Raw genomic sequence first — 17,684 nt, 5'->3', positions numbered from 1 at the left:
CCGCATAAATTTACGTTGTTATGCAATAGCCCTTGCTAAGCATAACAAACAAAATCCAACAAATTGCGCATCCAATATCCTTGTTGAAGGTGTTATGGTATATTTCTGCGGGTACACGGCCCCCACAAGGATGTCAACGACTGCGACGGTACGACGCAGTCGTTGACGCATCTCAATTTGCAGAGCCTGAATAAGGAAATTCGTATTGAGGGCAACCTGAAGTTGCCCTCTTGGCTCCCTGCCGTTCACCGGGTCCGGACAACAAGCCTGTAGCGTGGAATCTGCAGCAGGTCGAAGCCGATGACGACGCACGTCCCCGTCTTCCTCAGGAGTGTGTGCACCTCGGCTTCAGGGATGTCGGCCGTGACGACCACATCCTCCCGAATGGTCACCGGCTGCAACCGTTCGTTCACATCCGCCTTGGACACCCAATTCCCCATGCTCTGATCCGTTGTTGCAAGAAATCGCTTCAGCCCCCGTACCAGTTCAATGATATCCGGCACCGATGTCGGGGTGGGATAACAGACCATTCTGGCCTCCGAAAGCAGGTCGTCCTGTCCGGGATTGTCCTGATAAAAGCGAAATGAGTTGATGTTGTGGGTGGCGGCTATGGATCGAAGCCCGGCCTGTGTGAGCCGGGATGCCTCAATCTCAGACTCGTCCTGGATGGTATCCCCGGCATTCCCCCACAGATACCGCTGCTTCTCGGGCGACAACGCCCCGATTTCATGAAAGATGAAAAAGCCGGTCATACCATCCAGCGAAGCGTGCTCCGAGCCGGGGTAATAGCTGAAGGCTCCCTCCTGCGGAATGTAGTACTTTTCGAAGTTGGCCCGAATATGCTTTTTGCACAGGGCTGTGGCTCTTTCCAGTTCCGGCGCCGGAATGTCCTTCCATAAATACCGTGTCATCAGTCTCAGGCTTTTCAAGGTCTTGAGGTTCCATTCGTGCATCCAGGCCAGGTCGCCATCGGAGGGCGGCGGCTCCGAGAGCGAGTCCAGGGTGGAATTGAGCAGTGGCACCACGTATCGCAGGGGGAATTCCTCGTGGATGTCGTTGCCTTCCCCGTCTCGAAACGCCTTGAGAATGGACGAAGTATTATTCAGGTCCAGCTTGAGCAGTTTTCCAGATGGTGATTTCGGTCCCCACAAACCGGTTTCCGGGTCCTGCGCCTCATAAAACCATTGCAGCACAGCATGTTTCCACTCGGGGGAAAAATGGTAGAGATCGTGCTTTTCTATGAGTCTGTCGGCATCCTCGGGTCGGTAGTGGACCTCATCCCTGGCCAGGCTGAAAATATCCCTGGCAAGATGAAAGGACGTCTGCGGCATTTTCGAGGCAATATAGCCGACCGTTGAAACGTCATCCAGAAAGGCGAGCACTTTTTCCGGCGTATTGATCTGGTCCAGATATGCCAGCCGATACTTGAGCCTAACCGGTTTGCCGAGCTGCAGGGACAGCTTTTCTATGTGCTTGAGCACGTTCTCGGTGGGGCCGTGGTAGACGCACATGGGATAGACGTCATTCATGAATGCCCCAGTGCGGGGGTTTTGCTGGTCCAGATAAAATTCCAGTTCCTCCTGCGTGGAACCGAAGACGGGCAACTTGACCAACCCATCCCTTGACCTCAGCTGGTCGTAGTACTGGTTAAACAGGTGGAACGCTTCACCCCACCGCCCCCTGTCCCACAAATAGCTTATTCCCTTCAGCCGGTACTCGAATTCCGACATGACGTAATTTTGCGCCTGGAGTTCCCGGTTCAGGCGAAACATTTCCTTCAGTCGGGAATTGAATCCGTACACCCCAAGGGCGACGAAAATTCCTAGGCCGCAAAGCAATACCAGGAGAGCCGGGATAATCTTCCCGGGAGTAACAAGCCTTTTCCATTTTTTTTGTCTCGTCATGGCAAATCCTCGCTGGTTGTTTTTGGTTCTACGGCAGACATGCCGGAACAACCCGCGCTGTACAATGCGCATAGGCCTGAAATAACGTGATTTGTCTTGAACGGTACAAATTTGTCCTCAACGGTGCGGGGTGAGCGCGAAATGCCCTCTGGGACAGGAGCACGGAAGGCGTTTGAGGGTGCTTATGGAATTCTTCTGACTGATCTTGTCGAGAATGCGGATTGCAAAGCGTGTTTTTCAGGGGGCTAGCGCCGCTCCCGGCATTTTCGCAATTCCGGAGAGCACATGGCGAGCGGTATCCGCCATATCGCGCTGGCAGACATTCCTCTCGGGGCGAATTTAGCGGGCGCGATCCGAGCCGCCCAATTGGTTCTCCAGGAAGGACAAGACATGGGAGAGATTGCTCCTGCTAATGGGAATCAGGAAACGGTCGCCGCAAAGTTTGACGAAATACCGCCGGTCTTTTTTGAGCAGACCGGAAATGTGGCCGGAATTGACGATATGGGAACGGTGGGTTTGCAGAAACATGCCCGTGGGCAATGCTTCCATGGCTTCGTTGAGCGATTTCCGGATGCAGACCCTCTCATTGTCTTGGGCCTCCTGGTAATAGACATCCAGATAATGGCCGCAGACGGTAATATGGGTGATGGCGGACGGGGCGAGTTGTTTCGTCAGCCCTGAAACGACGATACGAAATGGAACGTCGCTTTCATGGCGGCAACCGTTTTCACGGTCTTGTTGCTGAATCTCTTCGAATTTGATGTTCAACTGCTCGATCAGGTTTTCAATCAATGCGTTCTTGTGCCTGAGGCGCAGAAAGACGCCGGACCCCAGCAGGGCGTAAGGAAGATGCCGCCAGTAATATCGCCAGAACCATGCCTTTTGAATGTCGTAGACCAGCTCCTTGATGCAATAGAGAATCCCTAAACTCAGGGTATAGACTGCCAGGAAGAGCAAAAAAGCATGCCAGTAGCATGGTTGGAAGGATTTTCGTCGCCACTTTGAGGACAGGACGGCGAACAGCCAAACAAGCATGATGGCGACGCTGAAGGAAGAGGCGACAAGAATGAATTCGACTATCCCCCTAGCGATCTCGTGAGGTGGGGCCGTATACTCAAATATCGCAAAATAAAAAACGGCAAAGAGGAAAATATACTGCAAAACGAATCTGGGAGCACTCGTGTTCACAGATATTTCAGTGCAGAGGAGCGACTTGATCCTCTTGGTGAGGTCGATAGGCGTTTTTATAGAGGAACCCGGCACGTTGCGTCCATAGTCTCCGATTGATCTCCGACTTGTCTCGCGGATCACACGGAGTTTACCCATAGAAGGACGAAAAAGAAAGGTTCCGGCAAGCGTATGTGCCTCCGCCAACCTGCATACAAACGCGGTTGATTCCTTTTTCCAACGGTATCAATTCCATCACAAAACAGCAGGCGTTCCTAAGACAAGTCTATACAACAATTTCTCCTCAGAATATTGACGATGATCGAAATACATTGAATAAAATCAATGTATTTCGATCATCATCCAGACATGGCATTCAAGAGGCCGTGGGTGCAGTCCCCCTCCAGCTCCACCAGACATTTTCCCAAGAAAAATGAGGGGTTGGTATAAATTAACGAGTTGCCTCATTCCAAATACTTTCAAAATGAATCGCTCTCGGGTAATATAACATTATGGATATGGACTGTATTACTTCTGAGATGCGTCAACAGTTACGCTCGGCGTTAACAGCCGCTCGTGGATGCGCCCGAAAGCATGATCAGCCGTTTGACCTCACAATGAATTACTTGGAGTCTTTGTGGAAATGCCAGAATGGACGGTGCGCTCTCATTGGTCTCGCATTTCATAATGAAATCTTCTCAAATGTTTTTGTGAAGAAACCATTCGCACCAAGCATTGATAGAATAGACTGCCAAGGTCCATACGTTCAAAATAATATTCAGCTGGTTTGAAGGCTACCATAACAAAAATTCCATCCTGACTTAAATGGCATGACGTTCAACAGACCATGAGCTTGATTCCTTCCAGCATCAGACATTACAAAGGCTTGGAAGATTTTCTCCCAGGCTCTTCTTGTTGTATATCTCTGCCCCTGTCTTTGAGGAGAACCGAAAAAATGAAAGTAAAGTATACAATTCTTATGGGTGTGGCACTGTTTTTTGTTGTCACAATTGGCAGCAGCTTGTGTCATGGGCAGACGATAAGCGACAGACAAGTCGCCACGCTGGAGAGCTTGTCGCCAGAAATGAAAATCAGTTTTTGGGGACACCAGCGAAAAGGGGCAAATGGCTGTATTGAACAGAACTCAGCAGAATGGTTTAAAGCCGCGTCTGATGCCGGAATCGAATTTGTACGGCTGTGTCCAGTGAAATTAAAGCCTCACGGTCGGGATTTCTTGCTTGGTGATGCGGACAATTTCACAGATATCCCCAAAGAGGATTTTTCACGCCTCAAAAATGTACTGGATACAGCAGCTCGGTATAACGTACGAATAGTGTTAACCATGTTCAGCCTTCCTGGCGCACGCTGGCGCCAGCAGAACAAGGAAAAGTTCGATTATCGTCTTTGGACACAGGAAAAATACCAGCAGCAAGCTGTTGCATTCTGGAAAAAGCTTGCTGCAAAATTAAAGGACCACCCCGCAATTGTTGGCTACAACCCTTTAAATGAACCTTATCCCGCGCGAAAAGATGGGTTCAGTAATGAGAATCATGAAGGTTTTGGCAGCTGGCTGAAACAGCATTTAGGAACCGCATCAGATTTAAATAGGTTCAATCGTCGAATCGTAGAGGCAATTCGCAGCGAGGACCCTCATACCCCAATTATCCTCGATGGTTGGTTTCACGCTGCGGCACAAGGTATAAAATACCTTGTGCCCGTTGCCGACAATGCTGTCCTTTATGCATTCCATTTTTACTATCCGTGGAATTATACTACATTTCGTGTCAACAAAGGGCGTTTTTCTTATCCTGAAAAAATGCCTACAGATTCGAACGGAAAAATAAAGGCGTGGGACAATTCAAGTATAAAACAACAAATACAACCAGTTATTGAGTGGGCTGACCGGTTTGCCATTCCCCCTTCTCAAATCATTGTTGAGGAGTTCGGTTGTGACCGCCGCGTTCACGGCGCAAAGTCGTATCTCCATGACATCATAGCAGCATTTAATGAAAATAAATGGCATTGGGCCTTTTATTCGTTCCGTTCTTCCGATTGGGATGGAATGGATTATGAATTGGGAACCAAAAAGTTGGGCTGGAACTATTGGAAAAAACGCGAAGAAGGTGCCTCTCATGAACAACTTGTAAAGCGCCATGACAACCCTTTATGGTCTGTCTTCAAACACGAATTTGCCCAATAACTTACAGGCCCCCTCCCCAAATAAGGCCCCACAGACAGAATCCTTTTCCCCCTCTGAAAGCCTATCTTTCGAAATTTTCGGTGACATCATCAAAACACTGGGATCTGGAGGTGAGCCGAGGCAGTGGTTCGGTTTACTTTTGGAACAAATGCATCAGGTCATTGGCTGCGACGCTGTAGGCATCAGGCTGAAACAAGGATCAGACTACCCATACTTTGAAACCAAAGGTTTTCCATAACAATTCCATTCTGAAGACTCATCCTCCAGCCTTCTTTGTTTCCGTTTCTCCGCTGAGAAAAAACCGATTGTCCTTATTGAGCTTGAGGAGATGATAGAGATCAGGAACGACAAAATCAGGTTCAGGGGTCATTCGTTGCGAGATTGGTGTCTTATTGGTGATGAGAATGGCCTTGATACCTGCCGATTTGGCTCCGGCGATGTCATACGCAAGGCTATCGCCAACAAATACAACTCGCTCTTTCGACAAAGGGAAAGAACGCATTGCTTCATGAAACAACGTGACGGACGGCTTGATGCTTCGAAAGTCTGAAGAAAAAATCAAGGTTTCAAAGCAATCAAGAATACCCTTTCTTTCAAATACCTGAATCCAATTGTCTTTTTTGGCCCATATATTACTGACCACTCCCAATTGATGAGTCTTCGCAAGTTCCTGTATACATTCAGCATAACCATCGGAAATACAACCACACTCATGGCAAGCAAAAGTCTTTACGAGAGTCCCCACCTCTTCGGACTGTTGCCTGAGGTCCGGACATGATGCGTTGAAAGCTTCTTCCAGAGAAGGAAAACAATCAAAAAACTTGGCATCCGTATAACGATGCATCAGATAGTCGAAGCAACGAAGAATCGCAGACTGTACATTTTCCGGAGAAAGATGACTTCCTCCACATCTTCGATATGTACCATAAAAATCCTCCGTTGCCGCAAATCGATCTCCGCCGAACATAATTGTCTGTTGTACATCGAAGAGCAGGACATCAAATTTATCAATGAATCGCGCAGACATGAAGCACCTCCCCCGTGAATCACATACCCAATATTCGTACAAAGAGATCGTAAAGTTTTTGAGGAATATTTTCAGCAGGTTGAGTTCCTATCATCGCCTCGTCACAACCACCGCGAAAGCTATAGAACATCATCCCTGCCGTCCAACGGATATCATCAGCGTGCCAGGCTCCCGCCTCGGCACCTTCATGAATCAACTCTGCAAGATGTCTCGTTATTATTGAATCAGCCATGGCATTCCGGAACGGCATTCCGGAACCATAAATCACGATATCATGAAGTTCGCTCAAATCGAAATACGCATCCACCGCCCCATCAATCCATGCTTTCATACGTCCACGCCAATCATCTGCAGGACAGTTTTCCATACGAGACTGAATTCGACCGATAATCTCTTTTTCAAAATTCTCTTGCAATATCTGAAGCAGCTCGATCTTATTCGCGAAGTAATGGTATAATGTCCCATCCACATCGTTTCTTTCTTCTGGCTCTTCTTATTTCATTTTTATAAACGTCTCCTGCTTGACATTAAATTGAAAATGAATTTCATTCTCGATAAAATAACGATCCATTTGAGTTGATGAAGAATCTTACACTTACAAGGAGTCAAGATCCGAAGAGAAACACTTCTAACCAGCGCAGACATTGCATCGAACAGATTGTTTATCCCTTCAATATATGCAAGCCCCCAAAATAAACCGTCATCAGCATTGAGACTGAACTTGAGACACGGTTTCAACGGATATTCAACGACAAGAATATTCTTTCACGAATTGGCCCTGCCAGAGGTGATCGAGGTCAGAAAGGAACTCATCATCAAACCTGTCAACACCCCCTAGCCAAGAGGAGTTCAGCAATGCAGTCTCCAAAAACCGATTTTTCTTTTGTCGAAACATCCATGATGCAGCGTGTTGTGTTTGGTGCAATTCTGGAAAGCGTGCGCCAGAATATTTTCGACACACTGGACAATGGTCCACTGACAGCTGCTCAAGTCGCTGAAATGCATGATTTCCAAACAAATGAAACCGAAGCTCTTCTTGATATCCTCACGGGAAAAGGATTGTTGGAACAGGGACCAGATGGATATTCTAATACTATGACGGCCAGCGAACACCTCGTCTCCACCTCCCCTTTTTATCAGGGAAAGGCTCTTGAACTCCATGCCCGCTTTAATGAAACTGTGCAGCATAACCTTCTGAGGATGCTGCAGGGGAAGTCCCAAATACGCGAAGATGTCGATGAAGGATGGGGACTTGAAGACAACATGATCGGCACCCTCCAGCACGCTCACATGGGCGCCTTACAAGACACCATCGCCTTCATTTCCCGATTACCAGGCCTCGATCAATCGGGTCGAATTTGTGACATCGGCGGGAACCACGGTGAGTTTTCTCTGTCTCTTCTGGAACGATATCCAGCCATGAAGGGCGACTTGCTGGACTTGGACCACGTTGCCAAGGCCGCCGAAAAACGCATTGCCGATCGTGGGCTAAGCCAACGATTGAGCGCTATCCCCTTCGATCTCCGCAAGAATCACCTTCGAGAGAACCATTATGACCTGATCTTAACATCACACATTCTGTATGCTTTCATAAATGAGTTGGAACAATTCGCTCACATCTTTCATGCGGCATTGAAACCAGGCGGATGGTTCGTGTCTCATCACCTCAATCCGAGTGGAGATCTCGACAAGAATTACGTCATCGCCGTGCAGTTCATCACTCGCATGGCAGGCTATTCAACCCATTTTATTGAAGGAAGCCAATTGAAAAACGCCCTAAACGCGGCAGGGTTCTCGAATATCCTTTCCTCTCCTGCTGGCAAACGACGAAGCGGACTCCTCATCGCAGCGCAAAAAGCACCGGTGCCTTCATAATGACGAGTAGTTGATCACTTTGGCGTAGAAGCTCTCACTGCAACGACAAGCAACACAGGTTGTGGATGCAAAGTGCTTTCTCCTGCTTCACGAAAAAGCATAAGGCCTGGGAAATATTCTCCCAGGCCTTTTTCCTTTTGGAGTGAACAGTATTGGAATTGAAACGATTGCAGCACTCAAAAGGGGGGTCAAATTCTGTCCCTCCTTTCTCGCATATCCACGGACAGAAGACTCATTGAAATTGAGCAACGTGTGTTCAGACTTCAGTCTGACCGGTGGGAAATTCAATGTGGAACGTGGCGCCTTTGCCCTGCTCTGACTCAGCCCAAATACGGCCATGATAGTGTTCCAATATACGTTTACAGATGGAAAGACCTAAACCAGTGCCTTTGTTTGCTTCCGTTAAGGTATCTGCGGTCACCTGGTAGAACTCATCGAAAATATGTTCGATGTTTTGTGTCGTAAGTCCGATGCCGGTATCTACAATGCTGATACGTACAGCTTGGTCTCGTTGCTCCGCATACAGCGTCACACTGCCATGCGCCGTAAATTTTATGGCATTATGCAGAAGATTGACGAGAACCTGAATCACTCTGTCCGGATCGACCGAGAGTTGCGGCAAATCGGGTTCCAATTGAGCAGAAACGCTCAAATTGTCACGTTTCTTGTACTCCCCTTCAAGTACCCGCAAAGCCATTTTGACCATGTCCTCGACGGAGACAAGACTGTCACTCCAGGACATCCGCCCCGATTCGATTTTAGAAAGATCAAGAAAGTCATTAACCAGCCGTGTCAGACGTTCTCCTTCTTCTTTAATGACTTGCAGATTGGCGGCCACCCGCTCCCCTTTGCAAAGCAAGGAGGGATCGTCGGAGCACAGCGGTATAAAGGTTCTTTCGAATGTTTTAATCACGAGCTTGGCATACCCCAACACCGAGGTCAGTGGAGTCCTGATGTCATGGGACACGGACGTCATAAGTATGGATTTCAGATTATCCAGCTGACGAAGTTGCGCATTTGCTGCTTCCAATTCGATTGTCTTGTTTGTGAGCTCACTGGTACGAGCCTCGACAAGATCTTCCAACCGTCTATTCAATTCCGCCAATTGCTCTTGGACCAATTTGCGCTCGGTTTCATCAAAAATAACACCGTCAAGAAACAGGAGTTCGCCATCCGGTGAAAGCACGGGACGACCTCGCTCGAACACCCAACGCTCTTTGCCTTCAGCCGTGAGAATGCGGTATTCCAACGTATACGGTTTTCGTAAGCGAATATGTTCCTCAAGCGTCTGTCGAGCCTTCTCAATATCCTCCGGATGGATGATGCTATCATAGCTTCGTACGCAGTCCGCCACAAACTCTTCGGCAGGATACCCGCAGAGGTTGCTGATCTCATCGCTCACGAACTCCACAACCAAACGTACATCGTCGTCTACATGTCGACGATACGTAACGCCCGGAATATTCGCCACGAGCGTACGGAAACGATCCTCGCTTTCACGCGTGGCCTCCTGTGCTTTCTTTCGTTCGGCCACTTCCTTTTGCAATCCCGTGACCAACTCACCAAGCCTGTGCGTCATGGTGTTGAAGGCCGTAGACAGGTGCCGAAATTCATCCGGTCCCTGCACAGTCGCTTCGGATCGCAACTCTCCGGCGGTAATAGCGGCTGCCGTAGCCGTCAAAGCCGCCAAAGGTTTGGTAAAAGATTTATTTATGATCAACCCTGCTCCCACCGCCAGCATGAGTGCGAAAAATCCGACCACAAAGTCTATTCGCATGGCTTTGAAGGTCGTAGCAAACGCCTCTTCCCGGCTTTGTTCAACGACCAACATCGCTTCCAGTACCGGAATCTCCAGACGGCACCCAATGACTTTTTCCCCTTGGAGATTCGTGTACTCCTGCCCTTTCGGCATATCTTGGGAGTGTGTCCAATACGTGGAAGGAGGTGGAGGGATATTGCTGATATTGAGTCCATGTCCAGTGGGAGTGAGCACGACGCCGTCTTTTCGTATGAGATACGAAAGGCCGGTACGCCCCAAACCGGAACGCTCCGCAAGAACGTTTTCCAGACGTACCAAATCAGCCTTCCCCGCCAACACGCCAAGGACAAGGCCTCCCTCGGTCTCCACCGGAACGGCCGCCACAACTGAGAGTTCGTCATGTGAGCCCGGCGCCAAGGTCGAGACGGTTTTCTTTCCAGCCATGCCTTGTATGAAGAAGAAGGCATTGCTGTACTGCGCGCCCTCCAGCGCGGCGTTGGTAGACAAGACGACCGTGCCGTTTGCGTTCAGGAAGAAAACCTCTTCCACACTCCGGCTTTTCGTCAAAAAACTGATGAGATTTATCTGCATTTTGTTGTAGGAACCTTGCCAAAACAGAGCAAGGGAGGGCGATTTTTGGACAACTACCGAGGCATGCCAACGCATATTCCCCGGTCCCATCACCGTATCCAGTTCCTGCAATAACGACTGGGTCCAACTGACCAACTGGCTTTTCTTGAAACTCACCACGGCTGTCAGCCGATCTAATACGCGTTCTTTGCCCTCGTCCAACTGCATCCAGATGGAGGTAAAACTCACCGTCAGCATGGGTATGATGACCAACAGAACGCTGGCCAAAAGCAGACGACTGCGAATGCTTGAGAACCTGAAAAACAACCAGGTGTTACTCATATCAAAACCATCGCTTCATGAGTGACTTCCATATCCCATTTCTTGGAGTGTTGTGTCCACAGCAACAGCAGCCTGGTCCAAAGCCTCCTCCGGTGTCAGCTCCTTGCGAATAGCCATCGTGATATATGGTGAAATGACATCTCGTACGGCAGCATGAAATTCAAAGGGCGGTGCGCCGGCAAAAAGATCTCCGTATTTCTGCAAAAGCGTAAAGTACCCACCGAAACGTTTATCCTGGGCCTTTACTTGAGGATCGTCCAATGTGGCTCGGTGCACAACGCGGCCGGAATTCAATGCCCAGTCGACCTGAAGCTCGGGCCGACCAATGTACTGCAACCAGAGCAACGTCGCTTCTTGATTTCGTGAGTCTTTCGGCAATCCGAAGGCTCCTCCATCGTAATAGCCAATGTACCCTTTCCCCTGTTCAGCATTTTTGAGGACTCCAGGAACAAGAGGCGGGAGAGCAATGCCAATATTCCCAACAATTTTCGAACGGATTGGATCTGTGGCAATCCAGGGAAGATTCTCAGTATATATCAACATCATGGCTGCACGGCCGGAAGCGTATGTCAATACGGTCTCATCCCACGTCGATCCATAGGCCTCGGGTGGGCTGTATTGAAGCATATCCAGCCAGAATCGAAAGGCTTTCTTGGCCAGCTCACTATTGAGTGTACCGCCGTTGACCTGAGAGGCTCGAAGCGTCTTTGGATTAATCCCCCAATTATAGAGGCCAAACATGGGGAAAATGGATTCAACCAGTTCATAAAACGCGGCAGGATGTTCTAAGGAAGCTTGCTGCGTGCTGCCCCAAAGTTCCAGGCCATGTTGCTTGCCCCATGCCGTAAAGAAGGCGGCGATGTCCCGATATTGGGCCGGAGTTTCAGGAGGCGCCAATGCGTAGCCGTACTCTTTGACAAAGGCAGCTTGGATGGTTGGATCTTCGAAAAGTTGTTTTTGATAGACCAACACTTTGAGAAAGGATTCCATCGGAATAGCGTAAACATGTCCCTTTTGGACATCGCGAAAGTAGTCAAGAAACGAGGTGAAATTATCGAAGCTAAAGTCCGGAGCACGTAGACGAGCATTATTGTCCAAAGCGACGGTCAAATCTACAAGATACTGTTGTTTAAGATAGGCGGAAATAATGTCTTGTTCCACATAAACGAAGTCATAAACCCCCGTATTCGTGGCCATATCCTGGATACTCCGGTCATGCATGTCCGTCCAGGGAAGCAATTCCAACTCCACCTTGATACCTGTCTCGTCCTCAAATTTCTTGCAGAGGACATCCTTGACGTAGCGAGAAGAGGTCGTGCTTTCACTGATTCCACGTAGCGTGATACCTTCATACGGTTCTGCAGCCTGCGTCCACCATGATTTTGCAAAAAGCTGCCCTGGCGTACAACACATCAAAAACAAAATGATAAAGAGAGAATGCCTCCAAAGAAGTCCTCGAATGCCCATGACTCTCCTCTATTTTGAAAACGATGAAACCAGTTTATATACCGGTATGATACAACAAAGTGCCATCATTTTTCTCTTTACACGATGACCACAACAGATATCCTATGCAGTTTCATCACAGAGTAAAATGATCAGAATGCCCTGAATTGTTTATCACCAAAATACAAAAGTGAAAATACACGCTGTTGAGCGTTAATTAAAATAGATTTTTCTCGCTACAATGAGGAATCCTTCGCAGAAAAAAGAGCTTCTTTTTGACCAGGTATTGCAATCGATTTTATCGACGCTACGCTTTATGTCCACTATGTTTTAAAAAAATACATGATTACTCTGTCGAGTTGAACCTGCAAGCCGTTTTGTCGACAGATCAAGACCCATTACATATATCCTGACAATTCATCAATCCTTCTACAATACAGCACCACATGTATGAATATACAGAACAACCCTACCATGAAAGAGTTTGCTCGTATTATTTCAACAGGAATTCGTAAAAGTGTAACCGTTTTTACCCGACTTTTTGATGTAATACATGGCCTCGTCGGCTTGTTTGATGAAACGGTCGATATCCATTTCCGCACAGCTCTTCCCACATACGGAAATACCAACGCTGGCGCCGACCTGAATTTCCTTGTTCATGTACATAAACGGAGCTTTAACAGTGTTCACTATTTTCTCCGCAACGACCGCAGCATCCTTTTGAGCCTGAAGTTCAGATAAGATAACTAAAAATTCATCACCGCCAAGACGCGCCACAGTGTCCATTTTACGCACGCATTGCGTTAATCGTTTGGCAATTTCTTTGAGTAAAGCATCCCCGGCATCGTGCCCAAACTGGTCGTTGACACCCTTGAATCCATCTAAATCAATGAACAAAACAGCCGACAACACCCCCTTACGTTGAGCTGTTGCCAAAGAGACTTGAATACGATCCTTCGCCAGCCTGAGAGAAGGCAAGTCCGTCAACATATCGTGTGTAGCAAGATGATGTATTTTTTCCTCATCTCGCTTCTTTTCGGTGATATCTTGATGCGTCCCCGACATCAGCAAAGGCTTGCCGTCTGCTGTCCATGTGGAAACTTTGCCTCGATCCAAAATCCAGACCCAATCCCCGCTTTTATGTCTCAACCGAACCTCGCATTCATAATAATCAAGGTCCCCGTTGAAGTGATCATCCAACAACGCGTTTGAAACTTTCAAATCATCCGGATGGACGCACTTCACCCAAGTATCGGAGGTCGTGGGCGAAATTTCGGCTAAACTGTAGCCAATGATGTCGGCCCAGCGTTCGTTATAAACTGTTTCACCGGTTTGAACGTTCCATTCCCACGTCCCAACATTGGTTCCCTGAATGATGTCTGCCAACCGCCTCCTTTGGTTGGCCATCTCTTCTTCGGCCAGTTTATGTAAAGTTATATCCTGATTGACTCCGATAGTCTTTATAGGACGATTAAATTCATCTGTTATGATAGCAAACCGAACGACAATATGCCTGACTTCACCATCTCTTCTCACAATGCGATGTTCGAGCTGAGCGCGCTCTTCATCATATTCATGGTTCATAATTTTAATAATTTCTGAAGAAACGAGTTCAGCTTCATCAGGGTGAGTGAAATTGCGAGAATACGTTTCGGCAGACATAAACATTCCGCCTTCATGCAGAGCGCTGGTTCCATAAATTTTATAAAACTGCTCATTGAACGTGAACGTCAACGTCTGCAAGTCCAGCTCCCACTGGCCCATGAGCGCCATTTCCAAGGCCATGGAAAGCTTTTTCTCGCTTTCTTTGAGCTCTTCTTCCATCGTTCGTCTTTCCAAAAGAAGCATGACATTGGTTACAAATGCGGAGATCTGCGAAGCATCTTCCTCTGTGTAGTCATTTGCCTTGTTGGCGACAGCTGCCATTGCTTCAACCACGCCATTGCGAACAAGGGGTATCATGAGCAGACGATGGATTGGGATATGGCCTTGGGGGAGTTCTCTTTTCGATTCTAAAGAATTTTCATAATCATTGACAATGACGCTACGTTGCTCCCGTATGGCTTTGGCCCACATACTCGACTTATGAATAGGGAAAACGATTTTACTTTCCGCAACGGAACATTCCGCTTTCGCGTCCGGGGACCACGCTTGCAACGTCATACTTTCGTTGCTTTTGTCGAGAAAACCGAAAAAAGCAAACTCGCTTGCTGTCATCAGCTGCACTTCACGCAACATCATATTACAGAGTGAGGCGTAATCGGCCTCAACCATTCGCGAAACCTGCCAGAGGGCTTCCAAACGAGCCTTTAATACAGCACGTTCCTCTTGCGCCCGCCGAACTTCAGTAATGTCGCGAAACTCCACGACACGGACCATATTTCCCGCATACGAAAAATTTCGACCCTCAACTTGGAGTGGGTATTTCTCACCATTCTTACGCAACCCAACGACGTCGTAAGGCTTTTCATACTCAGCGGTAATCATTTGCATGACGGTATCGCGAGAATCTTCGGCAACGAGGAGAATCCCATTCATTCCTATAAGTTCGTCTATGGCATAGCCCGAGATATCCGAAATTCTCTTGTTACAGTCGATGATGATTCCTTGGTCATGAATAATAATGCCACCGGACGATGCATCATGAAGTGCTTTGAATCGCTCTTCGCTCTCTTTGAGCGCGCGTTCAGCCATAATACGATCGGTAACGTCTAAATGAATTCCAATCACTCGAATAGGTTGGTCGGCTGCATCCCGCTCTACAACTTGACCTTTGGAATTAATCCAACGGTAACCACCGGACTTGGTGCACATACGGAACAAAATATCAATTGGCGTGTCATCCTTCAGATGCTGTTTGATACGACGTTCTGCTTCGGGAAAATCTTCAGGATGGACAAGTTGCTCCCATGTCGACAAACTTTGAGGAAATTCGCTCGGTGTGTACCCAAGCATAGAGAACCACGCGGCATTAAAATGCGCTTCACTTGTTTCGACGAACCAATCCCAGATCCCCTCGTTGACGATGTCTAATGCCAGACCAAGCCGCTCCTCGCTTTCTCGAAGTTCCTGTTCAGCATGTTTGAACTCGGTTATATCTGCATACACATCGAGAGCGGCGGGCTTCCCATCCCACTCAACCAAAGAACTGGAGACATTCAGCCACAATATTTCTCCCGATTTTGTGACCACCTTACACTCAATGCATTGACTCCCCTCTTCTCCCGGAGAACGTGTGGTGTAATACGTGAGCATACGGTCTTCGTGCTCGGGGTGGATCACAGTCCTCATATTTTTGAAAAGCAGTTCTTCTTGAGAATAGCCAAGCATTTTCGCGAAATAACGGGTGCACAACTGAATGTGTCCATCCTGGATGATGGCGAGACTTCCCTGCACTTTTTGGAAAAGAAGCTGTAAAAAGTCATTTTCGCTCTGCTGGAACGAGAGCGTATTGCGCGTGTTCATTCCTTCCCCACATACAAACGGCCAGATACGGACTTCCCTCAACGACACTTCTCACACATTCCTCTGTATAGTATCGTTGAGAAAATGTGTCGTCTCCGAGAGCGACGTCTTTGCCCCTGTCAGACACGAAATCGAACATATAATGAAACACAAACCCCCGAGTGTCTAGCTTCACTGAAAAACAAGATATCCGTTTGACTGCAGAGGACTATCGTATTCAATTTGAATCAACACAATCTACTTCTCAACATTTATATCACCTGCAATATACGAAGAGATAAAACCATAGCCTCCTTACTCCAAAAATGAGAAATAAGCGTTATAGATTTTCTTCGTCATATTTCGTACATCCACGGCGATGGATTTCCACAGTCTAAAAATAATTCACGACGCTCAATGAGAGCATGAAAGAAAAACTCAGAAACAGAAATTATATGCACGCATTTATCCACACACAGTATTCACTGGGTGTTTCCGAAAAAAATTTGTCGAACAAAGAACAAGGAAAGGATGGGCGCAATGGAGGTGGGTTGGGTACACACCAAATCAAAGCCAGACCGCTTCAAATACCCACGAGATCCACATTATCATGCTAAAAAATCATTCAACTCAACCCATTAAGAAAGTTTCCCAAGGAATTGTCTCCTTAAGCAGCTCATTTTGTATGTGGCACAGATAAATTCAACGGGCGAAAAACACAACACGTGGCGATCCATGACGCAGATCTTCAAAGCGCGATCTTCAGCTTGCGACCACCCGTAATGGCAAAACCTTCACGCTCGTAGAATTCCAAGGTTTTATCGAATTGTGGCAAAGGCGGCGTAGTGACTTCTAATCGACTCCATCCCCGCGAGAAACCAAACGTTTTGGCGTAAGAAACAAGGCGCTTACCTAACGCATGTGAACGGTATTCAGGACGAACGTAAAGCTCGGGAATCGTCCCGAATGCGCCCTCCGCATACAGTGCATAGCTTTCGTAAAGGGCGATGAATCCTGCGGCTCCATCATCTGCACGAGAAGCAACGAAAACAACGTATTTCTCGTTCTTGATAAAATCGCTGAGCCTTTCCATTGTTTCGGTCAGATCAAAGTGAAATGCTTGAATATTAATGGTCGTCATAATTTCCGTAAGCAGTTCACCAACCATCGTAGCAACCTTTGGTACATCTCTCGCGGTCGCTCTTGTAATAATAAATTCAGTATTCATCATTGTGTTGTCTAACATACTGCGCAAAAACTCGTGCGTGCTACCCAGCTATTTTTTGTCGCGAATTGGGTGCCTTCATTGTAATGACATAGCGCCTGTACCGAACGCCGGGCTCCAGCTCCTTGAGCACGAGATCGAATGATCCTATGATTCTCAAAAGTCATGATAATAAGATTCCAAAGAACTGGCAATCAACCCTAAAACAGGTTCATAGGATGCTATACCTCCTAAGTACAAGACTCACCTCATAAGCTCGACGATGAATTCAGATTGCGAGAAAGGTCAGGCAGAAGCATTTTTCAATTTTTTTGTTTACCCGCTCTCTCCTGTTGACATATCGGGAAAACACGATATATAGATATCAATGGATTTAAACGAAACCTGCAAGGCACTGGGCAATCCGGTTCGTCTTAATATTTTGAAATGGCTCAAAGAGCCGGACCTGTATTTCCCTCCCATGTGTCACCTGCCTGAAAATGAGCAGGGCAAAGGGTATGTTTGCGTCAGCGCCATACAGTCCAAAGCCGACATCACGCAATCAACAACATCAAGTTTTCTTGCCATGATGAAAAAAGCCGGATTACTTGAAAGCAAACGGATCGGACAATGGACGTATTATCGCCGAAACGAAGCGTTCATCCAGGAATTGGCACAATTCATTGCTCATGAATTGTAATCTTTAAGCATTCAAGAGATCAGGGAGCGCTGTGCTCCTTTTTTTA

Annotated in this window: 11 protein-coding genes; 3 read left to right on the top strand and 8 right to left on the bottom strand. The window is 47.5% G+C overall.

The features are described 5' to 3' along the window. Positions 1 to 245 precede the first annotated feature (245 nt). Together G451_RS0103790 and G451_RS33550 are read right to left on the bottom strand one after the other, a co-directional pair. Positions 246 to 1,904: a hypothetical protein gene (locus tag G451_RS0103790; protein WP_027183214.1), complete on the bottom strand. Its 1,659-nt coding sequence runs from the start codon at positions 1,902 to 1,904 to the stop codon at positions 246 to 248. A 339-nt stretch (positions 1,905 to 2,243) separates the two neighbouring features. Then, a complete protein-coding gene (locus G451_RS33550) occupies positions 2,244 to 2,939 on the bottom strand; it encodes a LytTR family DNA-binding domain-containing protein (protein ID WP_169727816.1) in 696 nt (231 codons plus the stop codon). A gap of 1,087 nt (positions 2,940 to 4,026) precedes the next feature. Between G451_RS33550 and G451_RS0103770 the strand changes: the two genes are divergently transcribed. After that, a complete protein-coding gene (locus G451_RS0103770; RefSeq protein WP_027183210.1) occupies positions 4,027 to 5,271 on the top strand; it encodes a glycoside hydrolase family 5 protein in 1,245 nt (414 codons plus the stop codon). 256 nt (positions 5,272 to 5,527) lie between these two features. Here the strand turns inward: G451_RS0103770 and G451_RS27405 are convergent, their stop codons facing one another. Further along, positions 5,528 to 6,298: an HAD family hydrolase gene (locus G451_RS27405; RefSeq protein WP_051261100.1), complete on the bottom strand. Its 771-nt coding sequence runs from the start codon at positions 6,296 to 6,298 to the stop codon at positions 5,528 to 5,530. A 19-nt stretch (positions 6,299 to 6,317) separates the two neighbouring features. Next, complete coding sequence (locus G451_RS27400) at positions 6,318 to 6,767, bottom strand: TetR/AcrR family transcriptional regulator (RefSeq protein ID WP_051261099.1); 450 nt, start codon at positions 6,765 to 6,767, stop codon at positions 6,318 to 6,320. 386 nt (positions 6,768 to 7,153) lie between these two features. Here G451_RS27400 and G451_RS0103755 point away from each other — a divergent pair, with 386 nt between their 5' ends. After that, on the top strand, positions 7,154 to 8,173 hold the full coding sequence (locus G451_RS0103755) for a methyltransferase domain-containing protein (RefSeq protein ID WP_027183209.1): 1,020 nt from the start codon (positions 7,154 to 7,156) through the stop codon (positions 8,171 to 8,173). Between the two features lie 256 nt (positions 8,174 to 8,429). Here G451_RS0103755 and G451_RS32245 read toward each other — a convergent pair whose 3' ends face one another. The 4 genes from G451_RS32245 to G451_RS0103720 form a co-directional block, all read right to left on the bottom strand. Then, positions 8,430 to 10,844: a sensor histidine kinase gene (locus tag G451_RS32245; protein ID WP_051261098.1), complete on the bottom strand. Its 2,415-nt coding sequence runs from the start codon at positions 10,842 to 10,844 to the stop codon at positions 8,430 to 8,432. Positions 10,845 to 10,859: 15 nt separating this feature from the next. Then, complete coding sequence (locus G451_RS0103740; RefSeq protein WP_051261097.1) at positions 10,860 to 12,311, bottom strand: ABC transporter substrate-binding protein; 1,452 nt, start codon at positions 12,309 to 12,311, stop codon at positions 10,860 to 10,862. A 477-nt stretch (positions 12,312 to 12,788) separates the two neighbouring features. Next, positions 12,789 to 15,755: a PAS domain S-box protein gene (locus G451_RS32240; protein WP_027183207.1), complete on the bottom strand. Its 2,967-nt coding sequence runs from the start codon at positions 15,753 to 15,755 to the stop codon at positions 12,789 to 12,791. A gap of 727 nt (positions 15,756 to 16,482) precedes the next feature. Continuing rightward, positions 16,483 to 16,965, bottom strand: coding sequence for a GNAT family N-acetyltransferase (locus tag G451_RS0103720; RefSeq protein WP_211236327.1), 483 nt, complete (start codon positions 16,963 to 16,965; stop codon positions 16,483 to 16,485). Positions 16,966 to 17,326: 361 nt separating this feature from the next. On the opposite strand from G451_RS0103720, the gene G451_RS0103715 reads away from it, so the two are divergent. Next, positions 17,327 to 17,638, top strand: coding sequence for an ArsR/SmtB family transcription factor (locus tag G451_RS0103715; RefSeq protein ID WP_027183204.1), 312 nt, complete (start codon positions 17,327 to 17,329; stop codon positions 17,636 to 17,638). Positions 17,639 to 17,684: the final 46 nt, after the last annotated feature.

It is taken from the genome of Desulfovibrio inopinatus DSM 10711 (genome assembly GCF_000429305.1).
GTDB lineage: Bacteria > Desulfobacterota > Desulfovibrionia > Desulfovibrionales > Desulfovibrionaceae > Alteridesulfovibrio > Alteridesulfovibrio inopinatus.
The sequence above is the reverse complement of the archived record's forward strand: the minus strand, read 5'-3'. Positions and strand labels throughout refer to the sequence as shown.

Coding starts and splice junctions, on each gene's coding strand:
- G451_RS0103790 (WP_027183214.1), bottom strand. CDS start 1,904: ATGACGAGACAAAAAAAATGGAAAAGGCTTGTTACTCCCGGGAAGATT.
- G451_RS33550 (WP_169727816.1), bottom strand. CDS start 2,939: ATGCTTGTTTGGCTGTTCGCCGTCCTGTCCTCAAAGTGGCGACGAAAA.
- G451_RS0103770 (WP_027183210.1), top strand. CDS start 4,027: ATGAAAGTAAAGTATACAATTCTTATGGGTGTGGCACTGTTTTTTGTT.
- G451_RS27405 (WP_051261100.1), bottom strand. CDS start 6,298: ATGTCTGCGCGATTCATTGATAAATTTGATGTCCTGCTCTTCGATGTA.
- G451_RS0103755 (WP_027183209.1), top strand. CDS start 7,154: ATGCAGTCTCCAAAAACCGATTTTTCTTTTGTCGAAACATCCATGATG.
- G451_RS32245 (WP_051261098.1), bottom strand. CDS start 10,844: ATGAGTAACACCTGGTTGTTTTTCAGGTTCTCAAGCATTCGCAGTCGT.
- G451_RS0103740 (WP_051261097.1), bottom strand. CDS start 12,311: ATGGGCATTCGAGGACTTCTTTGGAGGCATTCTCTCTTTATCATTTTG.
- G451_RS32240 (WP_027183207.1), bottom strand. CDS start 15,755: ATGAACACGCGCAATACGCTCTCGTTCCAGCAGAGCGAAAATGACTTT.
- G451_RS0103720 (WP_211236327.1), bottom strand. CDS start 16,965: ATGATGAATACTGAATTTATTATTACAAGAGCGACCGCGAGAGATGTA.
- G451_RS0103715 (WP_027183204.1), top strand. CDS start 17,327: ATGGATTTAAACGAAACCTGCAAGGCACTGGGCAATCCGGTTCGTCTT.